The sequence below is a fragment of the Clostridium omnivorum genome, assembly GCF_026012015.1.
Lineage (GTDB): Bacteria > Bacillota > Clostridia > Clostridiales > Clostridiaceae > Clostridium_AX > Clostridium_AX omnivorum.
Window position 1 is genome coordinate 3,047,096 of record NZ_BRXR01000001.1, and the last position, 16,280, is coordinate 3,063,375.

The window sequence follows — 16,280 nt, forward strand, 5'->3', positions numbered from 1 at the left end:
ATGGATTATGGCGAAGTCAAAATAGGACTTATGGACAGCAATGTCACAAAGCTAAAAGGTGGTCCATTAGTTTTTATGGGAAGATTAAAGGAAGGTATGATTGATAAAGGTGTATATAGCGAAGATAACTTTAATAAATGGATAAATCTTTCTTTTAAGAAAATTCCCAAAGAAGTATTAAAAAGAAGAGAAGACATGGAAATCATAGTAAGATTTGATGGAATTTATAATGTGAGTCTAGTTCCTAATAGAATTCCAAAAAGTCTAAAGAGCATTTGGGATAGAGCGTTTTTTATATATATAAATAATAAAATTGTTAAGAATTACAAAATTGCTGATAAAATAATCTACCAGAGTGAGTTTTCAAAATTTCACATTGAAGATCTGCTGTTAAAAAGATTTAAAGTAGATTTAGGTAACAAAAAGACTAAAATTATATATAATGGAATAGATATAAACAGATTTAAACCAGAAGAGAATTTAAAAAACACTTCAAATTTTCCTAATATATTAGTATCTCATAGAATGGTACCATACAAAAGAGCACATCAAATTCCTCAAATTGTTTCAAAACTTCGTAATTATTATCCTAACCTAAAAGTACATGTAGTAGGTAATGGAGTAAAAAATCCATTATATTTTAACGAAAGCTCCTTGGATTACTTCAAAAAACAAGTAAAAGCTTTAGGACTAGATGAAAATTTTTGCTTTTATGGCTATGTTGAACCGAATAATTTGCCCAAAGTATATAATAGCTGTGATTTTATGCTGAATTTATCCTATGCGGATCCTTGTCCCAATGTAGTTATTGAAGCCATGGCCTGCGGACTTCCTGTAATTGCACCTAATTCCGGAGGAATACCAGAACTTATTGGGACTAGCGAATTATTAGTTAATGAAGAAATTGATTTAGTCAAATTTTATCCTATGTTTTGTTATGAGGATTTACCTAAGATTGAAAGTGATAAATATGTAGAAAAAATATTACAGGTATTAGAGAAGCTTCAATTTTATTCACAATACTGTAGAGAAAGAGCTGTAAAAAATTTTGATATAAATAATATTATTGAAGAATATATTTCCTTTGCCTGTGAATAATATTTCATTTAATAGAGGTGGCGGGATAATGAAAAGAGTGCTGTTTATAATAAATTCACTTGGACTAGGTGGAGCAGAAAGAGTTGTAGTATCTCTTGCAAATCAGATGGCGAAAGAAGGAAATAAGGTATATATAATTTATTTTAAAAATCAGTGTATGTTTGAAGTGGATTCTAAAGTTAAAACAATTTGTCTTTATAGCAGTTTAAGTAAAAATCCTTTTAATATAATTAGAAACAAAATGTCCTTAGAGAAAATAATTAAAAGTTTAGAGGAAGAAGGCTGCTTTGACCTCATAACAGCACATCTTTTCTATTCACATTTAATTTGTAGGTTAAGTATATATAGTAATAGAGTCAATTATGTAATGCATAGCATGTATTCAAAAATGTTTAATAAGAATAAGTTTTATTTAACTTTATTTAACTTTATGTATAAAAGTAGAAATTTAATTTGCGTGTCTCAAGGGTTAAGAAATGAATTTATAAAATATTGGAAGATAGATGAGGCAAAAAGCATTTTAGTCATTAACAATCCCATTGATATAGATTATATAATGAAAAAAGCCAATGAAGAAGTTCCTTTGAAAGATAAATATATAGTTTCCGCGGGAAGGCTTACAAAAATTAAACAATTCGATGTTTTGATAATAGCATATCTGCTCAGCAGCCTAAAAAAAGATTACAAGCTTTTAATAATTGGCGAAGGTGAAGATAGAGAAAGGCTGGAGGAAATAATTCATAGGTTTAATGGAGAAAATTATGTGTTTTTAAGAGGCTATGAGAAAAATCCTTACAAATGGATTAAAAATGCTGCTGCATATGTTTGTACCTCAAGTTATGAATGTTTTCCTTTAGCATTTTTAGAAAGTTTATGCTGCAATACACCTGTAGTAAGTTTTAATTGTGATTATGGGCCAAGAGAAATCTTAAGAGGAGAGTTAAAAAAGTATTTGGTTAAAAATCATCATATTGATGACTTAATAGAGACTATTGAAAGAGCAGTTTTGGAACCTCATGAGATACCAGAAGAATATTTTATGAATTATGATGTAGAAAAAATAGTAGAATTATATTTTAAGGTACAAGAAATTACAAGGCAGGTAGGAGATAAATGATTACAGTAAAAAGAAAGAAATTTTTCTTGAATTTTCAGGATGTATATTTTGCTAAGGATAGTGAAAAAGTGACTATAGATAAAAGAACTGATATAGCTATTTTTGTACAGGCATCGGATAAAATAGTAGGCGCCAAGGAATTTCATACACAAATTATTGATTTGAATAAGTCTGAAGAAGAACTATTTAGAGATATACATGAGCATGATAGAAATAAAATTAATAAAGGAATAAAAAAGAAATGTTTCACAGTGAAAATTAATGATTCACCTTCTTTTGAAGATATTAAAGCCTTTCAAAATTTTTTTAAGGTATTTGCAGAAAAAAGAGGAATTAAAGACTGTAATATTGGAAGAATTAATTCTTTGATAAAAAGTAATGCACTTGTAATGTGTTCAGCACAAGATTGTGATGGAAAAATACTGTGTTATCATGTATATGCTGTAGACGAAAAAAGGGCAAGATTACTTTACTCAACTTCAAAGTATATTTTCGGTAATGACTCCAAATATAGAAACCATATTGGTATTGCTAATAGATATCTTCATTGGTGTGAAATAAAATATTTTAAAGGAAAAGGTTTCTCCGTTTATGATCTTGGGGGGATATCCAAAGATAAAAATGATGATCATTTGATGAATATTAATAGATTTAAGAAAGGTTTTGGGGGAAGAGAAATAGTTGAGTATAACAAGTATAAAGGTATAAGTTTGTTAGGCAGGATTCTAGTATGGATATTAAGAAAAAATGCTTGACATTAATACAAAATATTAATAGCTATATAATCAAGAATTCCAACTTCATCCTATATACAGCTTTAAGACTTATAACTACTGGCATTGGCTTCTTGATAAATATTATTATTGTAAGGAAGCTAAGTGTAGATGATTATGGCATCTACTCTATAACAATAATGCTCTTGGGGTTCGCCACTACTTTTGGATTTAGCTGGAGTTCCTCAGCTATTCTATACTTTGGAAGTAAAGAAAAGGCTGAACATGGAGATATAAACAAAACCTTTTGGTCAAGAAGTTTGATATTATCAGTAAGCTTTATTATTGTTTCAGCAATAATATTAATTTTTAGATATAAAATAAATAATTATGCTTCTCAAAATATAGTGTATAAGCTGTTATTATGGCTATGTATTCAGATGATAGTAGATTTTTTAAATCAATACTATCTGTCGGTACAAAAACAGATTTTGGCCTGCTTTATGTATCTTGTATCTAAAACGATACTTTTAATTGCAACTCTGATAATAACTTTTCGAAACCCAATGGATTTTATAAATTTAAACATTTTTACTGATTGTTTAATGATCTTGTTTATCCTTAAAATAAATAAGAAAGACATTAAGAAACCTGTTTTCAATAAAGAATATCTTAAGGAAATACTAGATTTTTCACTTTGGCAATTATTTGGATTTTCTGGCTTGTATTTAACTAACTTTGGAGATAATTGGGTAATTAAATACTTTTTAAACAATAGAGAAATAGCCATATATAACTCAGCTTATAAACTCTATAACGCTTTTTCGGATTTGTCATATCTAATAGTAAATTTTTATGGAGCATATATAATCGAAAAATTAAAAAACAATAGGCTTGATGAACTGAAGGATTTTTATTATAAGCAAAGATTTATGCTGTGGGGAATTATCTCAATTATTCATTTAGGCATAATCTTAGGATGCCGTCCAATCATAATATTTATATATGGGTACAGATACATAGAATCAATACCTATGCTTCAAATTTTACTTGTTGGAAGTATTTTTAGATATTTTACTGTGTTTTATGTTCCATTTTGTAATGCTACTAAGGGCTATGTTCAGCTTCAAATTTTGAACTTGATTCAAGCATCTTTGAATATAGTTTTGGATGTTATTTTGGTAAAAAGTATAGGAACTTTAGGAGCTGCTGTTGCTACAACCACTGCAGTAATATTTGTAGGAATATTTACCGTTATGTATTTTGAAAAGCAATTAATTAAGCAGATATATGATTCTTATGTAAATGATGAAAATGCCATTCTTAACTTCATAGTTAGGGGGGTAGGTATTGTGAACCCAATTAAAAAAAGGGAGTTAATTCATAAACTTTACAAATTGCCTTATGTTAAAGCCATAAAAAATATTATGAAAAAGAAAATAGGAAAACAAAGCAGTGCTTTTGACAGTGTAAAGTTAGAATATGACATAGGAATAAAAGAGGATCTTTCTATTGATGCAGCAGAAAAAGTGCTAATGGATTGGCCTGTTTATATCAAAAGGCCTTATGTTGGCCTTGTAAGGGAATGTGAAATACCAGGAGCATATTGGCCAATATACGAAAAATTCTTAAAAAATAATAATATCAAATATGACTATTATGATATTCACAGTAGTAATTTTATAGAAGAGGCAAGGAAATTTGATGTTATTGTTTGGAGAACTCTTAGTTATCCTTCTGAGCAGGAAGAAGCAGCTTCCAAGATAAAGATATTGGAAAATAGTATGGGAAAGCTATGTATTCCACATGAACATGAATTATGGATATATGAGAACAAAATCAATCAATATTATTTATGCAAAGTAAATTCATTGCCTGCTATAAACACCTTTATATCAAATTCAAAGGAAGAGACAATGAATTATATTAAGAATTGTAAATATCCATTTGTATCAAAAATTACTAATGGTTCTAGCTCTGAGGGTGTTTCTTTAATAAAAAATTATAAGCAAGCCAAAAAACTATGCTCAAAAATTTTTGATAATGGAAAGAGCATCTGTTGGAGCTATATAAAGCAAAAGGATTATGTTTATTTTCAAGAATTTATACCAGATGCAAAATTCGATTTAAGAGTAATGATAGTAGGAAATAACTACTTTGGATTTTATAGAGATGTACCAGAAGATGACTTTAGAGCTTCTGGGGCCCATCGTCAAAGATTTGAGCATGTACCAGAAGAAGTAATGAAATTGGCAAAAAAGTTTAAGGAAAGCTATAAAAAATGTAGACTATTAGCAGTAGATTTTCTTATGGATAAGAAAAGTGGTCAATATATTTTCATAGAAGCATCTATTTTTCCAGGCATAGAGTTTCCTTCAGATACTATAGTTGACGGTAAGATAGGATGGTATATATATAAAAATGGCAGCTTCTCATTTGTTGAAGGAAAGATATGGCCCCAAGAATTACAGTTAAAGGAAGTTATGATGGAATGGATAGAGAAGGAAAAGACTCTTATGAGAAAAAATCTGCTTTAGTACTATATTTTAAAAGTTAAAAGATAATAAAAGAGAGGTAAAACCTCTCTTTTGTACTGGAATCTCTTTAAGTAGGGGGAATAGTATTGTGAATCCTATCAGGAGAAAGGAATTAATTAATAAGCTTTATAGGTTACCTTATGTAAATGCAGTAAAAGATTTTATTAAAAAGGCTATAGGAAAACAAAGTAGTGCTTTTGACAGCATAGAATTGGAGTATGACATAGGAATTAATGAAGATCTTTCTATCGAAGCAGCAGATAAAGTATTGATGGAATGGCCTATTTATATTAAAAAACCCTACGTTGGGCTTGTAAGAGAATGCGAAATACCAGGAGCATACTGGCCAATATATGAAAGATTCTTAAAAAATAATGATATTAAATATGATTATTATGACGTGCACAGTAGCGATTTTATAGAAAAGGCAAGGAAATTTGATGTTATTTTATGGAGAACCCTTAGTAATCCAGCAGAGCAAGAAGAAGCAGCTTCAAAGATAAAAATATTGGAGAATAATCTGGGAAAATTGTGCGTTCCAAACCAGCATGAACTTTGGATATATGAAGATAAGATTAATGAATATTACTTATGTAAAGTAAATTCTTTGCCCACTATAAAAACCTTCATATCAAACTCTAAAGAAGAAACATATGAGTATATAAAAAAATGTGAGTATCCATTTGTATCAAAAATAACTATTGGCTCTGGTTCAGAAGGTGTTTTTTTAATTAAGAATTATAAACAAGCTAAAAAGTTATGTACAAAAATTTTCGATAATGGAAAGAGCAGCTGTTGGCCTTATTTAAAACAAAAGGATTATGTTTATTTTCAAAAATTTATTCCAGATGCTAAATATGATCTAAGAGTAATGATAGTTGGAAATAACTATTTTGGGTATTATAGATATGTGCCTAAAGATGATTTTAGAGCATCCGGTGGTAAAGTTCAAAGGTATGGGAATATACCAGAAGAGGCAATGAAACTTGCGAAAGAAGTAAAGGATAGCTTTAAAAAGTGCAGGTTAATAGCAGTAGATTTTCTTATGGATAAAATAAGTAATAAATATCTCGTTTTAGAAACATCAATTTTCCCTGGAATAGACTTTCCTTGTGAAACTATAGTGAATGGTAAAATAGGAAGGTATGTATATAAGAATGGTACGTTTACTTTTATTGAAGGAAAGGTATGGCAGCAGGAATTGCAGCTAAAGGAAGTTATGGTGGAGTGGATAGAAAAGGAAAGGGTTCTTATGAGAAAAGATCCCCATTAGTACATTATTTTTAAATATATGAGAAATTTAAAAAAGAGAGGTTTTACCTCTCTTTTATACTAGAATCTTTTTTCTCTGAAGTTGTTCTTTTGAGCTTTTCTTGCTTTTCTGCATTCTGGGCATCTAACTGGATCATTTTCAAATCCTTTTTCTTTGTAGAAAGCTTGTTCTCCCTCAGTAAATACGAATTCTTTTCCGCAGTCTTTGCATACGATGTTTCTGTCTGCCATTATGAAAACCTCCTTAAAATCATAGGGACTAATTTGTTCTTGGAATACCTATCTCTCTCCTATGATTGGTGGAGGAACAGTACCTTGAAACAATTAAACCCAAATAAAATATTTTGAGCTCTTGCTCTAAGTTCATTATATCAGATTTAAGGTATAATGCAATACTGTGTTTTAAAAATAATATGTGATAAATTATGATAATATTATGCATATTACTTCTATGTTATACACAATAATGTATTGATTATGTATTTATTTTACATTAATATATTTATGTGACTACTAAATGCAAAGGAGAAGATAGTTATGCCGAGTACATATTCATTTGACGTAGTTTCAGAAGTAAATATGCAGGAAGTTGACAATGCTGTAAATCAAGCAAAGAAGGAAATTGACCAAAGATATGATTTTAAAGGCAGCAAAACAGAAATTGAGCTTAAGGATGAGGAGATAAAAATTCTTTCTGATGACGAATACAAGCTTAAGGCTGTAGTAGAAATTCTAAAAGCTAAGCTAATAAAGAGAGGAATATCTCCAAAGGCTTTAGATCTTGGAAAAGTAGAAAATGCATCTATGGGAGCGGCTAGACAAATAGCAAAAATAGTTAAAGGAATTTCAAAAGAAAAGGCAAAAGATATTGTGGCTGAGATTAAGGGAAGTAAAGTAAAAGCTCAAGCTCAGATAATGGAAAACCAAGTAAGAGTATCAAGTAAAGATAAGGATGATTTGCAAGCTGTAATAACACTTTTAAAATCTAAAGACTTTGGAATTGATCTACAATTTACAAATTATCGATAGTAAAAGTTAAATGGGCAAGTAACCGTAATGGTTAGTTGCCTATTTTAAAAGTTAAAATATACTGTTATAAATTTCGCAGTAAGCTTGGAGGAATTGTAATGTTAGGGACTATAGTAAATGCATTGGCTATATTAGCAGGAAGTCTTTTAGGGTTTGTTTTAAAGGGGGGAATACCTGAAAGAATAAACGATACAATAATTAAGGGATTATCCCTTTGTGTACTTATTATTGGGATATCAGGTGCTATAAAAACCAATAATATGCTGCTTGTTATATGTTCAGTTGCAATAGGTGGATTAATTGGAGAGATAATTGATATTGATAAAGGACTCAAAAAGCTTGGGGATTTTATAGAGTCCAAGCTTTCAGGAAAAGGCGGAAAAATATCTGAGGGATTCATAACTGCAAGTTTAATGTATTGTGTTGGTGCAATGGCAATAGTTGGCTCACTTGAAAGCGGATTAAGTGGTAATCACAAAACACTATTTGCTAAGTCTATTATTGATGGAATTTCATCAATAATGTTTACTTCTTCTTTAGGGATTGGAGTTGCTCTGTCTGCTGTTTCAGTTTTCATTTATCAGGGAATTATAACACTTTCAGCATCGGCGCTTCAAGGCTTGCTTGTAACATCTGTAATTTCAGAAATATCAGCAGTAGGCAGCTTACTAATAGTTGGACTTGCTTTTAATATGATGGGAGTAACAAAGATTAAAGTTGCTAATCTGCTGCCGGCGGTGCTTATACCAATTTTTTATCAAATAATACTTAATATTATTAGTTAGTGAGTAAAAAGGGGGAAGCTATTTTGAAGAGAAAAGTTATACTCATTACGGGTACGGAAGGAACTAGAATTACACTTCAAGAACAGCTTCAGAATTATATTGGGAATTATGCAGATATAGAAAGTTATGCAATAGATGAGGGGATAAATAAAAAGCTTAAGGCTGATTTAGTAGTTATATCTACTGATTTAATTTATGAGGATGCGATAAAATATATTGAAAATATTTGCCCAATAATAGTTGCAAGAAGGGTAATAAATTATAGTGAAATTGAAAAAATATTGTTTGTTACACCAGGTGAAACAATACTATTTGTTAACGACGCAAAGGAAACAACTTTAGAGTGTATTGAATGGCTTAAAAAACTTGGAATAAGAGACTATAATTTTGTACCTTTTTATCCTGGATGTAAGGCTATAGATAGGCATATAAAAATAGCAGTTACTCCAGGAGAAGTTGAAGTTGTTCCAAAATCTGTTGAAAAGATTATAAATATAGGACCGAGGCTTATTGACATAACTACACTTACAGAAATATTGAAAGAACTTAATATATTTGAGGAGAAATGGGAAGAAATTTCTGTTATGTACTTAAATAAAATTATAAACATGGGAAAACTGCTCACTCAGGTAATCAAGGATAAAACAGAAAACTATGAGCACATTATTAAGGTTATTGATAGTGTTAATGAAGGTCTATTAGCTATTGATAATCATGGAATTATTACTGTTTTCAATGAAAATTTAAAATATATTTTAGGAATAAGAAAAGGAAATACTATAGGAAAACAAGTTAAAGAGGTAATAAAGGATAAGTCTCTTCAGAAATTTATTTTTGAAGGCAGTTATAAAGATAACGCTGTATTGGAGATTAAAGGTAATGAGTATTTGGTCTCTAGGTTTAGTATAAAAGAAGAGAATACAAAGGTAATTATTTTTAAAAGTAATAGTTCTATTGAAGATGAAATAAATTTAAAGAAGGAATTATATAAAAAAGGTTATTATGCAAAGTATAGGTTTGAGGACATAGTTGGAGAGAGCAAGGCTATTAATTTTACTAAAGATGTTGCAAAAAAACTAGCTGTATCAGAATTGAATGTTCTTATTGAAGGAGAAAGCGGCACGGGAAAAGAACTATTTGCTTCTTCTATACATAATGCCTCTAATAGGAAGGACAAACCTTTTGTTGCTGTGAATTTTTCAGCTCTATCTGAAAACTTAGTAGAAAGTGAGCTCTTTGGATATGAGGAAGGAGCTTTTACAGGAGCAGCTAAGGGAGGAAAGGTAGGATTATTTGAACAGGCCAATGGAGGAACTATTTTTTTGGATGAGATAGGTGATATCTCACCAAGGGTTCAGGCTAGTCTTTTAAGGGTACTACAAGAGAAGGAAATAATGAAAGTTGGTGGTAATAAAATAACTGAAATAGATGTTAGGGTTATAGCAGCTACTAACCAAAATTTAAGGGTGCTTGTAGAACAAGGAAAATTTAGAGCTGATTTATATCATAGACTAAAGGTTTTATATCTTAAGCTGCCAGCACTTAAGGAGAGAAAGGAAGATATACTGCCTCTTATAAGATATTTTATATATGAGAAGAGCAAAGAAAATCTTAAAATAGATGAAGAAGTTATTAAGAAGCTTATAGATTATTCTTGGAACGGAAACATTAGAGAACTTAAAAATACTATGGAATATATGCTTACTGTTTGTGATAACTTGTGTATTACTACTAGAGATTTGCCAGAAGAGAGCTTTTTTAAGGAAAACTCAGAAAGAATGCCAAAGTACTGTGAAGACGAAACTGAAATTAGAGGGGATTTTGCTTTTATATTGAAAGCATTATACAAAATTAATCAAGAAGGTTCAAATGGAAGTAGGCATAAAATCTACAGCTTGTCTAAAGAATGTGGCATGAAGCTTTCTGAGCAGATGATAAGAAATCGACTAAATGAACTTGAAAGAATGGGATATGTTAAAAAGAAAAAGGGAAAAGCAGGTACAATTCTTACATCAGTAGGATTAGGAAAGGCTAAGCTGTTATTATATAAATAAATTTAATTGGTTCATTATGGTTTATGGTGGTTAAATAATTAAGCCAGCATAAACCATTTTCTTTTCTTAATGTCATGTTTTATTCAGATAAATAAGTTTAATAGTTTGGATTGATGATAAAGTTTAATTTTCAAGGTGGGAACTATACCTGTTTATGGCTAAATAGAAAAATAATTTATTTAGAAAAAATATATTTTTATGCTCTATTGGATATTTGTGAGGAGATAGGAGCTTATAAAAAAATGATTTGGATTAAAATTGAAGTTTTGGCATAAACCTTGCTGTAAGAATATTGGAATAAATAATGGGGGGTATTACAATGTCAAAAGAAACAAAAAAGAACAAGGTAATTCAGATGCCACATACCTACGTAATTATATTTTGGGTTATTATAGTCTGCTGGCTTCTGACTTTCATTGTTCCAGTTGGGAAATTTGATACTCATAAGGTTAAGTACACTGACGCAGACGGAAATGAAAAGACAAAAACTGTATTGATGACTGACACTTTTAGATATGAACATCAGCTAAACAAGAGCAAACTTAAAACAAATCTTGAAGACTTAATTAAGGATGATGCAAAATTAAAAGATGCAGGACTTGATAAGGCTAAAGTTGAGGGGATACTTAAAGAGGATACATCTGCATGGGATGATAAAAAACTGGAGGAAGCAGGTTTAAGTGAAACTACAATTTATGGACTGTATAAAGAGGAGGTTTATGATACTAGCAGTAATGCCAAAAAGCATGCTAGAATTTGGGGTACGGAAGATTATAAAGGCTTTGGAGTTCTAAATTATGTATTTGAAGGATTAGTAACAGGGGACAAATGGTCATCAGCTGTTGGTGTAGTTGCATTTATACTTGTTATTGGTGGTGCATTTGGTATTATAATGAAGACAGGTGCTGTTGATGCTGGAATATATTCATTTATTAATGTTACTAAGGGTAAGGAGGTTCTAGCACTGCCTCTATTATTCGTTCTATTTTCTCTAGGGGGTGCCATTTTTGGTATGTCTGAGGAGACCATACCATTTGCCATGATCGTAATACCATTCGTAGTGGCAATGGGTTATGACTCATTAGTAGGAATAAGTATAACCTTTGTAGCAAGCCAGGTTGGTAATGCTACATCATGGATGAATCCTTTTGGTATTGCAGTAGCTCAAGGAATTGCAGGTGTACCAGTACTTTCAGGAGCAGGCTTTAGAATTGTGCTTTGGGTAGTAACTACTGCTGCAGGAGTGGCTTATTTAATGATTTATGCTAATAAGATAAAGAAAAATCCTACATCCTCAATAGTGTATGAATCAGATAATTATTTTAGAAAAGGCAATGTTAAAGAAGGAGAGAGGGTTGAATTTAATATTGGACATAAGCTAGTACTTCTTACTGTATTGCTAGGTATTATATGGATAGTTTGGGGAGTAACTCAAAAGCAGTTTTATTTTGCTGAAATAGCATCACAGTTCTTTGTAATGGGATTAGTATCAGGTATAATAGGAGTTATATTCAAGTTAAATGGAATGTCTGTAAATGATATGGCTAGATCCTTCCAAAATGGAGCTGCAGATTTGGTTGGAGCTGCAATTGTAGTTGGAATGGCAAAAGGTATTTTATTGGTACTAGGTGGATCTAATGCAGGTGAATTTAATACCTTAAATACTATACTTCATGGTACAGGAAAAGCATTATCAGGAGTACCAGCTGCTCTTTCAGCTGTATTAATGTATGTTTTCCAAACTGTATTTAACTTCTTTGTGCCTTCAGGAACAGGGCAAGCTGCGCTTACAATGCCTATTTTAGCTCCATTGTCAGATATAGTTGGTGTATCTAGGCAGGTATCTTGCTTAGCATATCAGTTAGGTGCAGGTTTTGCAGATGCAATAATTCCAACTTCGGCTAGCTTACTTGGAGTACTAGGAGTTGCAAGAGTAGATTGGTCAAAATGGGCTAAGTGGCAGATTAGAATGCAGGGATTTTTCTTTGCACTTAGCATTATAGCAGTTATTATAGCTGTACTTATAGGATTTTAATTAACTAATCATATTTTATTGTTAATAATTGGGTGGGAGTTAATTCCTGCCCATTATATTTAAATGACAGGAAGGTGATTGAATGATTAAACTTATTAAGGGAGCAAAGATCTATGCGCCTGAGTACAGAGGCGTAAAAGATGTGTTACTAATTGGTAATAAAATTGCAGCCCTAGAAGAAAGTATAAACTTAGGTGAAATACCTGGCGTTGAAGTAAAAGTAATTGATGGAAGTTCAAAGCTTCTTGTTCCAGGTTTTATAGATGGACATGTGCATATATTAGGAGGTGGTGGAGAGGGAGGCTTTAAAACTCGTACTCCAGAAATAACTCTTAGTGATATTACAAAAGGCGGAGTTACAACAGTAGTGGGATGTTTAGGTACAGATGGACTAAGCAGAAATATGGTGTCGCTTTTGGCTAAGGCAAAGGGACTTGAGGAAGAAGGAATAAATACTTTTATTTATACTGGTTCTTATAAAGTCCCTGTTACTACTCTCACTGGGGATGTAATGAAAGACCTTATTGCAATAGACAAAGTTATTGGCGTGGGAGAGGTAGCTATTTCTGACCATAGATCTTCCCAGCCTGAATACGAAGATATTAAAAAATTAACAGCAGATGCAAGAGTTGGAGGAATACTGTCTGGTAAGGCCGGTATTGTAAATATGCATTTAGGCGATGGTAAAGACATGATTAATTATTTATTTGATATAGTACAAAATACGGAAATACCTTTTACTCAGTTTTTACCAACCCATATGAATAGAAATCCACATTTATTTGAAGAAGCAATAAGATATGCAAAAGCAGGGGGGCATGTAGATTTTACAACTAGTTCTGTACCAAGCTTTTGGGAAGATGGTGAAGTAAGAGCATCAAAGGCTTTGAAGAGATGCCTTGAAGCTGGAGTACCTATAGAGCATATAACATTTACTTCAGATGGTCAGGGAAGTCTGCCCATGTTTGATGAAAATAAGCAATTTACTGGACTGCAGGTTGGGAAAGTAACCTCTCTATTTGAAGAAGTGAAGCAGGCAGTATTAAGCGAAAATGTACAATTTGAGGACGCAATTAAGGTTATTACTGCAAATCCTGCTGAAATTTTGAAGCTAAAAGGAAAAGGTAGAATTGCAAAGGGTTATGATGCAGATGTAGTACTTTTAGATGAGAAGGATTTAAGTATTGATACTGTTATTGCAAAGGGAAGAATTATGATAGAAGAGGGACAAGTACAGGTACTTGGAACTTTTGAATAAGCATATAGCAAAATAAGGGTGTGAGAATTTATTCATACCCTTATTTCATTTTTTAAGAAAATATAATTTTTGAAGCAAGATCATATAATAATTGATTTCCCTTAGAGTTAAGGTGTAAGCCATCAAGATAATAATTAATAGCTTTATCTTCCTCTAAAAGCCTGTGAAAAGGGGTAAAGAAGTCTATATATTTTATTCGATTATCTATTGCATAGGAAAGTATTTCATTTCTATAAGCTTTTATTTCTTCATTTACTTTATAATAATTTACACCACTGCTCCATAGCCTTTCAGCCATTATAGGAACTACAGGGGGTTGAATGGCTAATATAGGCTCTGATCCTAAGCTTTGGGCTTCTTCAATAATTAATATAATATTATCTTTTACATAGTTATATGATAGATCGGATAAAATATCATTTGATCCACCCATTATCACTGTAAAACAAGATAAGTTGGAAGATATATCTTCATAAGCTCTAAAAAGCATCCCAGCAGTTGTGTCTCCATTTATACCTTTATTTATAATATCTATTGATTTGTTTTTTGATAGCAGATAAGCCCAAGATTTATCATGGTCAACTCCGTAACCATAGGTAAGGCTATCTCCAATAAGAAGTATTTTCATTGTATTGCCTTTCTGTTTAATATTTTATATATTTATTTAAATAATACAATTATTATAAAAAAAGCACCACTGATTTTAAAGATTATTTAACAGTGATGCATTAGTTAATTTATTTTTTAGCTGGAGTAGGCTTGCTATCCAATTGTTTTTCTTCAGCAGCCTTAAATTCAGCACTTCTAGAATGATATTTTGCGCTGTCCATAGGGCCTTTTGGTTTTTTTATATATTCATACCTTTTCATTCCCATAAAATCCCCTCCTATAGCTGATAAAACATGTACGCAGCGTTAAAGATAAATTTTTTTATCCCTTATAAATATTATGTGAGGAAATTTTATTATTATGCTGTTATATCTTTGTGAAAAAGTGGTGTATAATATGAATATTACTCAGATAAGATAACTTTTAGCAGCAGAGGAGAAAATATGAAAAATTTTTTAATAATATTTGTTATTATATCTATTGGTATATTTGGAATTATTAATTATTATATAGGAATGAGGGGTTGGCAAAATGTTGGAAGCCTTATTCCTTTTTTAAATAGTAAGGTATATTGGATAGTATTTTGGGTAATAGCACTTTCCTATATAATATCAAAAATAGGCGAAAAATATATACCAGCAGGTATTGAGAGCTATTTAAATCTCATAGGTGCTTATTGGCTTGCAGCAATGTTATATTTTATTATTATTCTACCAACAGTGGACATTATAAGAATTTTAGGAGTTAAAGCTAGTTTCATTCCTATAGGAATAAAACAAAATGCTGCACTTAAAACAACTGCAGGCCTTTTAGCTTTTTTTGTTGTAATTGCACTTGTAGCTTATGGAAGCTTTAATGCTAGAAATGCTAAAGTTGTAAATTATGATATTAATATTCAAAAGAGTGCAGGCTCATTGAATAAATTAAATATTGTTATGGTTTCTGACATACACTTAGGGGATATAGTTGATAATAAAAGATTGCAAAACATGGTGGAGAAAATTAATGCTGAAAATCCAGACCTTGTTTTACTTGTAGGGGATATAGTTGATGAAAAAGTTGAACCTTTTAAAAGGCAGCATATGGGAGAAAGTTTTTCAAAGCTTAAGGCAAAGTATGGAGTATATGCAGTTACGGGAAATCATGAATATATTGGAGGAGAATCTGAACAAATAGTTAAAGAACTAGAGCTATCAGGGATAAAGGTTTTAAGGGATAATTATGTTAAAATTGATGATGCCTTATATTTAGTTGGCAGGGAAGATTTAGCAAGTGAGAGATTTAAAGGAACAAAACGTAAGACTATAAGCAGTATTTTGGATAATATTGATGTGAGTAAGCCAATAATTTTAATGGATCATCAGCCGCAAAAGTTGGAGGAAGCACAAAACAGCGGAGTTGATTTGCAATTATCAGGACATACCCATAGAGGGCAGATGTTTCCAAACGAAATTTTTACAAGAAAATTATATGAAATAGATTGGGGATATTTAAGAAAGGGTAATTTTAATGTAATTGTATCCTTAGGTTATGGAACTTGGGGACCGCCAATAAGAATAGGAAATAGCCCAGAAATAGTCAGGGTACATTTAACTTTTAAATAAAACTTTTATAGCATTTTGCAGCGTTTTGCACAAAATGCTATTTTTTTTCGAAAAAAGTAACAATTTTGATTAAAAATAGCAAAAAATATAAAAATTTAGAAGGAATTGTTAATCTGTGTATAGAATATTAACTTGGCATAATATGTATCTTGAAATACTTTTATTGTTA

14 protein-coding genes are annotated in these 16,280 nt (G+C 31.0%); 11 read left to right on the top strand and 3 right to left on the bottom strand.

Features of this window, described 5'->3' with window-relative positions; genetic code table 11:
• The 5 genes from bsdE14_RS14310 to bsdE14_RS14330 all read left to right on the top strand — a co-directional run bounded on the left by bsdE14_RS14310 (position 1) and on the right by bsdE14_RS14330 (position 6,738).
• Positions 1-1,098 (top strand): glycosyltransferase family 4 protein, encoded by a 1,098-nt coding sequence (locus bsdE14_RS14310; RefSeq protein WP_264850648.1) that lies wholly within the window; start codon positions 1-3, stop codon positions 1,096-1,098.
• A 28-nt stretch (positions 1,099-1,126) separates the two neighbouring features.
• Complete coding sequence (locus tag bsdE14_RS14315) at positions 1,127-2,215, top strand: glycosyltransferase (protein ID WP_264850650.1); 1,089 nt, start codon at positions 1,127-1,129, stop codon at positions 2,213-2,215.
• Positions 2,212-2,970: a GNAT family N-acetyltransferase gene (locus bsdE14_RS14320; RefSeq protein ID WP_264850652.1), complete on the top strand. Its 759-nt coding sequence runs from the start codon at positions 2,212-2,214 to the stop codon at positions 2,968-2,970. Before bsdE14_RS14315 ends, bsdE14_RS14320 begins: the two co-directional genes overlap by 4 nt.
• On the top strand, positions 2,946-5,465 hold the full coding sequence (locus tag bsdE14_RS14325; RefSeq protein ID WP_264850653.1) for an oligosaccharide flippase family protein: 2,520 nt from the start codon (positions 2,946-2,948) through the stop codon (positions 5,463-5,465). Before bsdE14_RS14320 ends, bsdE14_RS14325 begins: the two co-directional genes overlap by 25 nt.
• An 88-nt stretch (positions 5,466-5,553) precedes the next feature.
• Positions 5,554-6,738: an ATP-grasp domain-containing protein gene (locus bsdE14_RS14330; protein WP_264850654.1), complete on the top strand. Its 1,185-nt coding sequence runs from the start codon at positions 5,554-5,556 to the stop codon at positions 6,736-6,738.
• 59 nt (positions 6,739-6,797) lie between these two features.
• Here the strand turns inward: bsdE14_RS14330 and bsdE14_RS14335 are convergent, their stop codons facing one another.
• Positions 6,798-6,968 carry a zinc-ribbon domain-containing protein gene (locus tag bsdE14_RS14335; protein WP_264850655.1) on the bottom strand — a complete coding sequence of 57 codons (171 nt, stop codon included), beginning with the start codon at positions 6,966-6,968 and terminating at the stop codon, positions 6,798-6,800.
• 306 nt (positions 6,969-7,274) lie between these two features.
• Between bsdE14_RS14335 and bsdE14_RS14340 the strand changes: the two genes are divergently transcribed.
• The 5 genes from bsdE14_RS14340 to iadA all read left to right on the top strand — a co-directional run bounded on the left by bsdE14_RS14340 (position 7,275) and on the right by iadA (position 13,898).
• Complete coding sequence (locus tag bsdE14_RS14340; RefSeq protein WP_264850656.1) at positions 7,275-7,766, top strand: YajQ family cyclic di-GMP-binding protein; 492 nt, start codon at positions 7,275-7,277, stop codon at positions 7,764-7,766.
• A 98-nt stretch (positions 7,767-7,864) separates the two neighbouring features.
• Positions 7,865-8,551 carry a DUF554 domain-containing protein gene (locus bsdE14_RS14345; protein ID WP_264850657.1) on the top strand — a complete coding sequence of 229 codons (687 nt, stop codon included), beginning with the start codon at positions 7,865-7,867 and terminating at the stop codon, positions 8,549-8,551.
• Positions 8,552-8,574: 23 nt separating this feature from the next.
• Entirely contained in the window at positions 8,575-10,605 is a 2,031-nt protein-coding gene (locus bsdE14_RS14350; RefSeq protein ID WP_264850658.1) for a sigma-54 interaction domain-containing protein, read from the top strand.
• A gap of 319 nt (positions 10,606-10,924) precedes the next feature.
• The gene (yfcC, locus tag bsdE14_RS14355) at positions 10,925-12,640 is read left to right on the top strand and encodes a putative basic amino acid antiporter YfcC (protein ID WP_264850659.1); all 1,716 of its coding nucleotides are present in this window, start codon (positions 10,925-10,927) and stop codon (positions 12,638-12,640) included.
• Between the two features lie 82 nt (positions 12,641-12,722).
• Complete coding sequence (gene iadA / locus bsdE14_RS14360; protein WP_264850660.1) at positions 12,723-13,898, top strand: beta-aspartyl-peptidase; 1,176 nt, start codon at positions 12,723-12,725, stop codon at positions 13,896-13,898.
• 52 nt (positions 13,899-13,950) lie between these two features.
• On the opposite strand, the gene bsdE14_RS14365 is transcribed toward iadA, so the two are convergent.
• Both bsdE14_RS14365 and bsdE14_RS14370 read right to left on the bottom strand, forming a co-directional pair.
• Positions 13,951-14,526 carry a GDSL-type esterase/lipase family protein gene (locus tag bsdE14_RS14365; protein WP_264850661.1) on the bottom strand — a complete coding sequence of 192 codons (576 nt, stop codon included), beginning with the start codon at positions 14,524-14,526 and terminating at the stop codon, positions 13,951-13,953.
• Positions 14,527-14,635: 109 nt separating this feature from the next.
• Entirely contained in the window at positions 14,636-14,773 is a 138-nt protein-coding gene (locus tag bsdE14_RS14370; protein ID WP_264850662.1) for a hypothetical protein, read from the bottom strand.
• A 177-nt stretch (positions 14,774-14,950) separates the two neighbouring features.
• Between bsdE14_RS14370 and bsdE14_RS14375 the strand changes: the two genes are divergently transcribed.
• Entirely contained in the window at positions 14,951-16,111 is a 1,161-nt protein-coding gene (locus bsdE14_RS14375) for a metallophosphoesterase (protein WP_264850664.1), read from the top strand.
• Positions 16,112-16,280: the final 169 nt, after the last annotated feature.